Origin of the sequence: Segatella hominis (genome assembly GCF_019249725.2) — a bacterium.
Classification (GTDB): domain Bacteria; phylum Bacteroidota; class Bacteroidia; order Bacteroidales; family Bacteroidaceae; genus Prevotella.
This window is the reverse complement of sequence record NZ_CP137560.1, coordinates 146,370-157,852: the sequence shown is the minus strand read 5'-3', so window position 1 is coordinate 157,852 and position 11,483 is coordinate 146,370. Positions and strand designations below refer to the sequence as shown.

General features: G+C 40.5%; 10 protein-coding genes and 2 pseudogenes. 5 read left to right on the top strand and 7 right to left on the bottom strand.

All coding sequences use genetic code 11. The annotated features are described in order from the left end of the window. Positions 1–267: 267 nt before the first annotated feature. The 7 genes from KUA50_RS16145 to KUA50_RS16115 form a co-directional block, all read right to left on the bottom strand. Positions 268–1,434, bottom strand: a complete 1,167-nt coding sequence (locus tag KUA50_RS16145; protein WP_009017615.1) for a clostripain-related cysteine peptidase — start codon at positions 1,432–1,434, stop codon at positions 268–270. A 113-nt stretch (positions 1,435–1,547) separates the two neighbouring features. Continuing rightward, positions 1,548–2,996 carry a hypothetical protein gene (locus tag KUA50_RS16140; protein WP_218456517.1) on the bottom strand — a complete coding sequence of 483 codons (1,449 nt, stop codon included), beginning with the start codon at positions 2,994–2,996 and terminating at the stop codon, positions 1,548–1,550. Positions 2,997–3,101: 105 nt separating this feature from the next. After that, positions 3,102–4,481, bottom strand: a complete 1,380-nt coding sequence (locus KUA50_RS16135; protein ID WP_120096411.1) for an alpha/beta hydrolase-fold protein — start codon at positions 4,479–4,481, stop codon at positions 3,102–3,104. Between the two features lie 46 nt (positions 4,482–4,527). After that, entirely contained in the window at positions 4,528–5,484 is a 957-nt protein-coding gene (locus KUA50_RS16130; RefSeq protein WP_218456516.1) for an ORF6N domain-containing protein, read from the bottom strand. A gap of 141 nt (positions 5,485–5,625) precedes the next feature. Next, the gene (locus KUA50_RS16125) at positions 5,626–6,270 is read right to left on the bottom strand and encodes a recombinase family protein (RefSeq protein WP_009017611.1); all 645 of its coding nucleotides are present in this window, start codon (positions 6,268–6,270) and stop codon (positions 5,626–5,628) included. Positions 6,271–6,428: 158 nt separating this feature from the next. Beyond that, positions 6,429–7,589, bottom strand: coding sequence for a tyrosine-type recombinase/integrase (locus KUA50_RS16120; protein WP_218456515.1), 1,161 nt, complete (start codon positions 7,587–7,589; stop codon positions 6,429–6,431). Further along, positions 7,586–8,767, bottom strand: coding sequence for a site-specific integrase (locus KUA50_RS16115; protein WP_005819454.1), 1,182 nt, complete (start codon positions 8,765–8,767; stop codon positions 7,586–7,588). Before KUA50_RS16115 ends, KUA50_RS16120 begins: the two co-directional genes overlap by 4 nt. A 224-nt stretch (positions 8,768–8,991) precedes the next feature. Here KUA50_RS16115 and KUA50_RS16960 point away from each other — a divergent pair. From KUA50_RS16960 to KUA50_RS16095, 5 genes and pseudogenes are all read left to right on the top strand, one after another. Further along, positions 8,992–9,280, top strand: a pseudogene (locus tag KUA50_RS16960) (hypothetical protein); the annotation flags it as partial. A gap of 188 nt (positions 9,281–9,468) precedes the next feature. Next, positions 9,469–9,717 (top strand): annotated as a pseudogene (locus tag KUA50_RS16955) (hypothetical protein); the annotation flags it as partial. Between the two features lie 423 nt (positions 9,718–10,140). Next, the gene (locus KUA50_RS16105) at positions 10,141–10,479 is read left to right on the top strand and encodes a helix-turn-helix domain-containing protein (protein WP_005679991.1); all 339 of its coding nucleotides are present in this window, start codon (positions 10,141–10,143) and stop codon (positions 10,477–10,479) included. Between the two features lie 2 nt (positions 10,480–10,481). Then, positions 10,482–10,790 carry a hypothetical protein gene (locus tag KUA50_RS16100; protein ID WP_218456514.1) on the top strand — a complete coding sequence of 103 codons (309 nt, stop codon included), beginning with the start codon at positions 10,482–10,484 and terminating at the stop codon, positions 10,788–10,790. A gap of 44 nt (positions 10,791–10,834) precedes the next feature. Continuing rightward, positions 10,835–11,443 (top strand): hypothetical protein, encoded by a 609-nt coding sequence (locus KUA50_RS16095; protein WP_106479926.1) that lies wholly within the window; start codon positions 10,835–10,837, stop codon positions 11,441–11,443. Positions 11,444–11,483 lie beyond the last annotated feature (40 nt).

Below are 11,483 nucleotides of genomic sequence, written 5' to 3'. Positions count from 1 at the left end.
CGAAAATCATTCATCCCATTTACAAGTTGGCATGTTAAGAACATTGTCCGCTTTGTCATTTTGTTACCGGGATTTGTCCGCATGGTAGGAGAAGCGTACCAATCAGTCAAGTATGTTGTTTCATTATGTAATAGCCAGCTGTTTTTTGTGTAATACTCCGATAACGCTTTCTTTTTGCTTTTTATATGTGCAAGGGTCAAGCCCCCCACGGATAGTTACTTCGTTGGAGATTTTGGACTATATCACAACTTGGTTCAGAGTGATAATTTAATGTGTGTCAATGCACCATGATGTTTTTGGGTAATCTACCATCTTGCTATTTGTACTTGGTTCAGAGGTTGTTATTCCTGAATATCTTTCAACTGTAATAGGACCTCTTGATGCCGTGTAGAATTCTTTGGTATGAGTTTTGTAAGGGATAACTTTCTCCAATAGTGTTTTAAAATTATTATATATTTCTGTGTCTGTACCACATAAAGTCTGTACATAATCTCCGAAATCATAGAATATCACAGGGGAGTAGCCATCCATACGTTGAATATTTATAGCTTGTGTACTATCAAAAGAATAATTAGAGTGAATATATTTCATTAGTTCTGCCAACTCATCCAAGTAAGAGCAGTCTGTTACAGCCAACGTTCCATAAGGATATTGATAGTTAGAATAAAACTGATAAAATGACTCACATATAGCTTTGTAATCTGGTTTTTCTGATAAGAGATATTTGCCTATTGTGGAATATGGCATACCAAAGACCATCACTTCTGTTGGACAGGCAATCATATAGTTGGTTACATGGCGTAACTCATAGGCAACTTCCAACGATGACATATAGCAATCATCAAATAGAATATACTCCATTGACAATCCGTTATTAGATAAGCTTTGAGCAAGAGTGCTTATGTTTGTTTGGTATTCTGCTGTTAATCCGCCAAAAAAACGTGTCATAGGAACATTCTCAAAATCCCAATGATAAACAAAATCTTCCTTCGCTTTGCTACGGCTTTGTACAACAGGAAGCCAGCCCATGCCGTGACAACCGATAATCATTGAATAACTTTCAGCAGGAGCAAATGTTTTCATATCTCCGAGAATCTCTGTCAAACCAGCTTCTGTGGTAAAAGAAGGATTTACATATTCTTTTAAGATAGTCCTTTTACACGAACCGTTATTTAAAGTTATTTCAAACATCTCCGATTCAGAAGGGCTTGTAGATAAAAACACTATAATTCTTTCATTCTCTAATCCTTTTTCTTGTATAGCTTCTTCCATATCAGAAATGTTATTATAAAAATAACTTGTCAGATTTGTTGACCATGGGAGATACATAAAAACTGTTCTTTGATTATTGGTTTCTATTTCAAAGTCTTCTTTTTCACATGAAATAAATAAGAATACCAATAGTATAAAAGGCAATATTTTTTTTATTCTCATATTATTTTGATTTATAGTTCCGTATTAATAATGTAATTCACCACTATACTATAGCGATTCGTTCCATCAACTATTTTGCGGATTAAACCTCCAGTTGTGAATGGATTGCTTTGTTATTGTTGAACTGGTTCTGCATGAACGTAATAGTAATCATTCTTGGAGTCAGCATCGTCGCGATTGAAAACAAGTGCAATTCTTGTATCAGCAGTTGCCCAGTATGTAATAATATGCGCTTTTTCAGGAAGAGCCTTGAATAAGGTGCGGTAATGCTCTACCTGCTTACCCACTTCGGTTCCCTTGCCATAATGGTTAATCATAAGTTCCGTCAGTTCACTGATTTCCTTTTCCAGGATGGCAATATCGTTGCCCTTGCCTTTTTCTTCGGAATTGTAGCGCAGTTCGGCATACACCTTGTTCATATCATTGTTGTATGTCCTTGGTTCGTAAACGGTGAAACTCCGGCTTTTGTCAAGCAAACATGTAGCAGTAAACTCTCTTGGCTTGCTCATCGAAAACTTTCCCCAATCGAAGCACAAGAATTTGTCGAAGTAGATGTCGTGGTGCATCGTGTATGTATAGACGATGCGACCTTTCTTGTAACCCTCAAAGTATGTGGTCAGGTTTGGGTTCGTATAGAAGAAACGGGTAGTCCATGTCAGGACAGTCTGCGCCTTGCTCTGATTGTTGCGGTGTATGACATATCTGTCTGGAACAATTCTGTCGTTGGCTCTCCAAACGATGGAGTCGAAATATTCCAATGCTGGGTTTGGAAGCATTGCCGTGCCGAGATGGTCGGTCAGTGAGAATTCTACATTTCCAAAAGCGACGATGACACTTCCGTTGGTACCTTCTTCAAAATCGTCGGGATTGTAGTATCTTGCACTTACACGGAACTTGCAGTCGTCAGGAACGGCACCGGTAAAATCAAAGTTTGCATCATAATCGTATGCTTTCTTCATTTTGGCAAGTTCATTGTCGGTCATGCGTTGATAGACAACCATGCAATAAAAAGGTTTCTGATTACCGTGTTCGTCGAATTTGACACCAATATTTTGCATGGTGTACATATAGAATTTCTTTCCTTGGAGAGTGGTCAAAGCCAGCACTTGCATATAGCGGTTTTGCAAACTTTCGCTTTCTGTGCCACGCATGATGAAACCCTTTGTAGCATCGTAGCGCCACGTTGTCTTATTATAGAATTTGCCTGGGATGTCACTATGGTGGAAAACGACAAGCCGACTGTCTGACTCAAACCAGTAATCTTCATATCCTCCACCACAAACTGTTTCGCGATAATCTTTCTGTGAAAGCCTGCCGTCATTCTGAACTTCATATATGCCAATGACTTTCCATCCATATCCCTTTACCTCATCCTCAATAACTGTAGCTCTTGTGGGCTCGCAACTTTCGAGCACACAGCAGCCATCGTCGTTAATAGAATAAGTTCTATCGAACAGATTGTCATAGTCAATAACCGGTCCGTTAGGTTCCTCAGTCTTATCACAACCTGTAAAAGAAACGATGCAGAGCATCGCCATCAGAAAAATCCAAATCCTTTTCATTGCTTACTTTATATTTATGTATTAAGTTCTTTTTCTTGAAATTTTCGTAAGTATTATCCTCTATTGATTCGTTCTACCAAATCTATAGGTGAAGTAAACTAATAATTATTGATTTTCATCATCTTCTATGTTCATCCACTCAGTCAATATATAACGATAGTTCTTCCGCTCAGTATTATTTATTTCAAGATTATCTCCATAATAGGAATTTTCAAAGCCTGCTTCGTATTTCCAACTTCCAAGAGTAAACTTAAATAATGCTGGCAAATGCAAATCAACATCTATGGCGCGGATAGAGTCATTAATATGTTTTAGCTTAATCAAGCCTGGATTCCACATACCTAAGGACTTTTGGTTTCCTGTGATATAAACTTCTTGCTTGGCATCTTTTACCACAATCTCAATATGCTTACGATATACTTGTTTTGAAAGCGTAGTCGTATCGTTTGGAGCCAAAGATTTGATAGAGTCAATATAATCAAAATACCCTTGATAGGCATCATGAAGAGCCATAGGGAATGAGGTGAGATGGTTATAATTCAAATATGATTTCCTTTTCCATACAATGTTGCTCGGTAGTTGTTGGGTGTCAAGATAATGATAAACCATTTCTCGTGCAGGTTTCCATGCTCTCCACCCATGAGACAGTCTTTCTTCTCCCGCATCGCTGAAAAAGAGATAGCATCGCTTGTTTACATCAAATTTATAATTGCAAAATTGCGAGGCAAGCATCAACTTATCATTGCCAAAAGTCAAATTTGGAGAAAGAAAAAAATAATCTGTAAATGGATTACCATTCATGAGACATTGCATCATAAAAGAAGCCCCCAAAGAATGCCCAACACCTAAGCTTCGTTCTGTAGTCCTATAATGACTATGGATATAAGGTATCAACTCATACTTAACAAAATTCATCAATTTCTCAGAATGTCCTCCATGTCCATCGTAGCTCTTGATGGTAGCGCTATCGTTTGGCAAGAAATCATCTTGGCGACTATACGTTTCTGTCTGTGGACTGCATATACCAACAACAATAAACCACTTATACTTATTCTGAAACAAAGGCCATGCACAAGTCATGAAAAACTGTTCCATTGTTTGTGCATCAGTTGTATAAACCACATCAAAGTCATTTGCATCAAAATAAGGATAGAAAGGAGGCAAATATACAAACACTTTACGCTTGAAATCAAAATATTTTGATTTCAGCATTAGGGTATCTATTTTTCCTGTTGTATATATGTCTTGTTCCAACCCCAAACCATAATCATTAGGAGTTCCTAACGCCTTTTCACTAAAGACATATCCATTTCTATATGTCGCAACAATCTCCTTGTTTAGATTGAGGATATACCCATTCTTGTAAGTACCCACTGCCTTTTCGTTGCTGTGGTCTTCAAATGATTTGCATGAGCAAAGCATGAGAACAATGGAAAATAAAAATACTATCCGTTTCATTAATAGTATATCTAAATTGCTTTTCATAATTCGTAATTTTTAATGTTTATATTCTTGAAATATTGCGTATTGATTACTCTTTGTTGATTCGTTCCACCAATTCATCTGGTGTAAGAATCTCCATCTTTGAGAAGCCAAACCACTTTTTGCCCAAGTCCTTTATGGATGCTCCTATATGATACACATCATCGTCTATACAAAGGAAGCGGTCATGTGATAAACGGAATGTTTCAACATCAATCGGTGCATATTGAGCATTATGACGGTCTATGTCAAGTTGTAACTGACGGCTTATCTGCTGAGTGTAGATGATTGCAGACACGTTATTATCTCTTTTATCGAGCAATGTCAGTACAGTCTCGTCAACATAGTTGTCGATAAGGACAATACGTTTCTTCGCACTCTTAATCAAGTCGGACACGAAAGTATAGGCATCATAAACTTGCCCATTGTAGAACACACCCTGCTTCGGCTTTGCGTTGCCCTCGTCCAATCTGCGAAACACCTCGTCTATGCGTTTGTCTGTTTCTTGCTGATGTTGCTGCATTTCCAGTTGATGGTACTCCATTGTTGAAAGACGTTGGAAAACTTCTGCATTTGTCACCATGAAGCGTCTCATTGCAACAAATGCATCCATAATTCGTATGCTTACACGAATTGCGGTTTCACTTCTAAGAACAGTGGAGAGCATAGCCACTCCCTGCTCCGTGAAAGCATATGAACGAACTGTTGAGTGCTTCAAACTATTGAACCGGTCGCAATTTGCGACCAGTTCAGCCATTTCCTCCTTAATCAGTTGAAAACGGAAACGCTCAGGGAAACGTTCTATATTACGTTTTACAGCCTCGTTTAATCTTTTAGTTTCCACTCCATAAAGTTCAGCCAAGTCTCTGTCTATCATAATCTGCTTTCCACGAATAGACATTATTCGACTTTCTACAGGAGTGGTAACTACGACTTCATCATTTTGTAACTGGTCACAATTTGCGACCAGTTCTCCTTTATCTTGATGTTCTATATTATCTGCCATATTTCTATCTTTATTTTTGAGATCACAATTTGTGACCTTAAACGTGTTGTTACTTATTATTGTATACAAAGGTAGTGCTTTTAGCCTTTAAGCCACTATTGCACAACCCCTTTCTTTGAAAAGAACGTAAAATCAATAGTATTATTGCGATGATTGTACTTTTATTAATCGCTTAACTCGTTGTACGGTACTTACCCCTTTACCACTCAACTTCGCCACATCCCGAATTGAATATCCCTTGCGAAGCAGACTTATTACTTCCCTATATTCGGCTTTCATCTGTTCTTCCGTTTTTACAGAGCCTATCTTGCGTCCGAGTTTTCCACCTTTCTCTATATACTGCTTCCTTCCTGACTGCAATCGGAATGAGATATTGTCACGTTCCAATTGCGCACAGGTCGAAAGCGTGGCTATCATTATCGGGGCAAAGAGGGACGGATGTCCTTCTTCGTCCAATAATGTAAGCTGTTCCTTTTGTATGTAGAGGTTAATGCCACAGTCTATGAGTTCCTTGACAGAGGCAAGCACCTCAAACGCATTACGCCCCAATCTTGACAGTTCACTGACAAGTAGGATTCCAATGCGGTTTGCCTTGCAGTATTCCATTGCTTCACACAACACTGGACGCTCATCATTCTTCTTTGCGCCAGAAATGTGTTCCTCAAAGACCTTGCGGACTTCTATACCCTTATATTTTGCATACTCCGACAAGTCCTTGATCTGTCTTTCCGTGCTCTGTCTGTCACCAATACTGGAGACACGAGCGTATATTACCCCTGTTGTCATCTTTATCAAAGATTAAATAGAACATGAAAAAGCCTGTGCCCAGATAAGTCTTGCAGATTTATTTGAACACAAGCGTTTTTTGAATACAGCCTGACGGCAATTTACCAACAAAAGGGAAGAAGTAAGACTTCCCCATTGTTCGCTCCCTGCTGTATGTCTCAATCAAACACGCCATTAAACAGATTGACCGCCCCTATCTTCTTTTCAAGAGCCACTTTTGCATAAACTTCGGTTGAAGTGATGCTTCCATGTCCCAAAACATCCTTCACTGCTGATATGTCTGCTCCTGCTGAGATAGCCAACGATGCTGTCGTATGCCGTGAGCAATGGTAGGTCAAATCCTTTTCTATGCCAGCCTTTTCTTTAAGTCTTCTTACGTATTTAGATACGTTGTCTGACTTCTTGACAAGGTGAAACACAAGACTTTCCGGATTGTCATCCGCCCGAGGTGGCAACAACGATTGCGCCATTTCATTGAGCGGAATAATGGCAGGACGCTTTGTCTTTCGCTGTATGATGCTGATTGTCGGTACGCCATCTATCATTTTAATATCACACCACCTCAGATGCTGCATATCGCCAAGGCGAAGGGCTGTCATGGATGATAAGCCAAATGCGAGTTGTACGGTTCGTTCATTCTCGCATTCAGCTTCCACCGCCAGGAAACGTGTGAGTTCTTCGGGCGTAAGATACTCTCTGTGTTTGTCAGGAGCATGGAAGCGTTCCAACTTGTTTAGACTGTGTACAGGATTGAATTTTACAAGTCCTTCACGCATAGCCTTATTAAATATCGCTTTGACAGTTTCCTCAAACAACAGTAATGTGTAATCAGCCAACCGTCCTCCGTTGGTCTTGATTTGGCGTTTGTTGCGATACTTGTTGCGCATATAATCAAAAAGACCGCAAATTTCATCTTTACTGACATCTTTCAGCAGGATTTCTTTCTTATCTACTCTTCGCAGATAAGTGGCTATACGCTTACGGACAACATTCTTATGACCTATCATCTTCTTGCAGTTGCCACAATCAACAGACCATTTGATATAGTCATCGCACCATTGCAGCCAAGTCAAGCCGTTGCCTTGTTCTTCGCTTTTGGCATTCTCTTTCTCCAATACAGGAGGGGTGAGGATGCGCTCTGCTCGTATCTCCATAGCCTTGTTGTATGTAAGCCGATTGTGCTTTGCAGCACCAACGGCATCATCGGGCAAGAGATAGAGGTGCAGGTTTTCTCTCTTGCGGAAGCCAGTCTCGTAGTATTCCAGATATAAGGCTCTTTTGCCTTCCGTCAGCTTACGTTCCTTGATTTCTATCTTCATTGTATTACTGGTATTTGGTCAAACATTCCGTTCACGAGGTTCACGGTTTCCAACTTCTTCTTGTCAACTATCTTCGCGTAAATCTCCGTCATCTTGATGCTCTTGTGTCCAAGTATCTTGCTTACTACATAGATACTTGCACCAAGAGTCAGGAGCATCGTAGCCGCTGTATGTCGTGAGCAATGGTAGGTTATATGCTTGGTTATTCCTGCTGCCTCCATCCATTCTTTCAGCACCACTTCTACAGTTGTAGATGTGATTGTCAAGTTGTGGAAGATGTTGTCTATGCCTTCTTCTCTTTTAGGCATCCACTTCTTTGTTTCTTCCGACAAGGGGATGGTTACTCTATCCTTGGTCTTGACTTGGATATGGTCAATGTATTCTGTCTTGCCGTCAGCAGCCTTGTGGATTTCACTCCAGTTCAAGGCTTTCATGTCGCTATATCGCAGACCGGTGAAACAGGAGAATAGAAAGGCTTTCTTCACCAGTTCATAACGGCATGGTGTGTTCATCACCTTCTTTATTTCCTCTATCGTCAGAAACTCACGCTCAGCCACTCGCTTCTGTGGCTTCTCCTTTGCCTCCAACAGCAAGAATGGATTTTGCTCAATCAGTCCGTCCCTTACTGCCTTTGCCAATGACGAGCCGAAATAGTTGACGAACATACGGCAAGTGGTGGTGCTGAGTTGTTTCTTTCCATCATTGTAGGTGCAAGTCTTCAAAAAAGTAATGAAGCCTTTGCAAAACTCCTTGTCCACGTCTTTCAACAGAAACTCTGGCTTGCCTATATGTAATAGGTATTGGTCAATGCGAGCATGAGTGTTGCGCTTTGTCTTCATGGAAGACTCAGACAACTCGGCATTGTACTTCACAAAGTCATCCATCCACTTGGTAAGTGTCATGCGTGACTTCTTCACCTTGTCCCAATCCACAAGACCCTCTCTCTGGATGTCAAGAATGCGCTGCGCCTTGATTTGCTCTGCCAACTTTCTTGTATTGGCGTTTTGCAACTTGGTAGCAGCGTTGATTTCTGGCACAAGATAGAGTTTCAACGTCTCTTTCTTTCTCAATCCCTTTTGGTAAATGTCAAGATAGAGGCTGATGTTGCCACCAGCTATCTTCTTTTCTCGGATGCGCACTGGCTCCTTCAAACGGATTTCCTTCTTCTTTCGTCCCATTTTATTTCCTTTCTTTTCTGATGTTAATATATTCTTTTATCACTGATTATCAAGCATTTAACTTGCGATACAAAGATAATACAACGAGGGACAAAAACGAGACAAAAGTGGGTAAACAATCCGCTAATTTAGGAAAGAATAACGAACCAATCCAAAACCGGCTTTCATTCCTAATAGACTGTAAATCAGCGATATTACATCACTTTACTATCCTTTCATTTCCGATGGTTAGACCCGCTTGGGATAATTGGTGGATTTTGCAGATGTGCATGGCTCTTGGAGCACTTTTCTCCATTCTTGTGGCTGGTGGCATGTGTTACAAGATGCTTGTCAAAGGGGAACCCATTGACGTGATCAAAATCATGAAAGTGATGGGTATCGCACTGGTTATGTGCTTCTGGTATCCTTCTTCTACCAACAATAATGGAAGCATCTTGGATGCCCTCGCATTTATACCTAACTGCATAGGTTCCTATACACATGACCTATATGAGGCGGAGGCCATACAGGTGAGTGAGAAATATAATGAGTTGATGCCGCTGGTACAGAAACGTGACTCACTCTATCGAAAAATAGCACCCAAGCAAGAGGTTGCCAAGGAATTGATTCTAAGTGAAATCGTTCAAGATGCCTCCATGCAAGTGGAAGACATCGAGAGTAAGCAAGAAGGAGAAGCCATGGTGCAGGAGGCCGCTGACCGTTCCGTTTTTGCAGGTCTTATCATAGGACTGGATAAGATAGTGATGTTCTTTGCTCTCGTCATTTATCGTGTAGGATGGTGGAGTACCATCTTCTGTCAGCAGATATTGTTGGGTATGCTCACTATCTTTGGCCCTATCCAATGGGCTTTTTCTGTCCTTCCAAAATGGGAGGGAGCCTGGGCTAAGTGGCTTACTAGGTATTTGACGGTTCATTTCTATGGTGCAATGCTTTACTTCGTGGGATTATTTCGCTATGTAACTCGCTGATTATCAGTGTTGCTATTTCACAAAACACCTCCACGTAACAAACGTGCAACAAAAATTTCCAAATAAAAAGAGATAATTGCGTATTTGCAACTATAAAATTACAGCCCAAGCACCATTTCTGCATTTTATGGCTGTTTTGAGGATTTGACAACCAAGTTCCAAAAACAGCGTTTCTCTTGTATTCTTACTATCGTTTCTAAGTTTGATTTTGTCCTCACTTTATTTCATCCAAGTATGATTTAGAGTATGAAATAACTTCATTATTATAATATAGCTTAAGATTTCGTCATTGACCAAGCATTTCTAACAGAATGAGAAATATCTTACATACCTTTGCACCACTTTCAACTTGCAATCACAAACAATGGTCATGATGAAATAGTCAAATTAAAACATCAACAGATTATGGAATCACGAACCAATCAAAGTGTAACTCCAGATGTTCAAGCGCTCATGCTGGAGAACCTAAAACTCGCCAAGCGAGTAGAAGTGCTTGAAAATACCCTGTCAGCAGGTAAGGAAGTGCTGACTTTGGAAGAAGCTGCCCGATTTATGGGAGTGACAAAAAGTTCGCTCTACAAGATGACCCATGAGCAGACCATTCCTTATTACAAGCCGAATGGCAAGATGGTGTATTTCGAGAAAGCGGAACTCTTGACATGGATTCGCAGAAATGCGATTGCGTCAAAGGCGCAGGTTTCAGAAGAAGCCAACCGTATCTTGAAAAATTTAAGTGTCAAGTAGTCATGAGGACAACAGAATTTGAAGCCAAGAAGGAACAGGCAGTCAAACTGTCTGTCCTCTGGGCTAAGACAGGACTTCGTGAACTATCCATGAGGGATGCCGTCAATGATTACATTGAAGCAACTGGTGCAAACCATGCCATAGACAATGACGAACAAGCCATTTTGTATGGAAGACGTGCCGTTGCATTACGAGTAAGCATAGAGGCAATAAACAGTCTTAACAAAGATGAACTTCAACGCTTGGATAGAAAACTCATGAAGATTGTCAGTGAGGATATGCCACGGCAACAGCATGGTCTTCACCGATGATTTGTTGTCCTTTCAGTCATTCACCATTTATAAACCATTCGGACATGGAAAGAAAAGAGATAGACAAAACTCGCCCTGTCACTTACTATTTGTCATTGACGGACGAACAACTGAATTTTCTCAGTAGCAACGAGGGAGGCATCAACAGAATACAATGTTTCCGCAGACTGCTTCACCACACGGCAACTGCCGATACCACCTATACCAAGCGTGGCATATCCAAACCACTAATGCAAGGACAAACTTGTGTATCTGCCCTTGAACTTTCAAAGGAATGGAACTGCAACCGAAAGACAGTTATCCGCTTCTTGAAACAGTTGGAACAGTTGGGTATCGTAACAATAAAAACTGATTGCCTTACCACCATTATGGATATGAGGTGCATAGCAGCGTGGAAGCATGAGGGTGAAACGGTTTATACAGCCAATGCCCTTTATAAGCGAGACAACGGCAAAGCGAAGTCGGAACAGAACCCGAACAAGTCTGTTTCAGATCCGACTTCTTCAACTTTGCCTTTGCCTTCTTCCGATTCATCAGAAATCACTCCTTCGGAAATGGAGCAAATCCATTCCTTGGAAGAAATCCCTGATGATGTGAGAGAGCAGTTGTTGGCGGAAGATATGGAGCAATTCCACGAGCAACGTGAAATGTAACCTACCGTTCATTCATTTTTAGTCTTGGCATTTGCCTTCA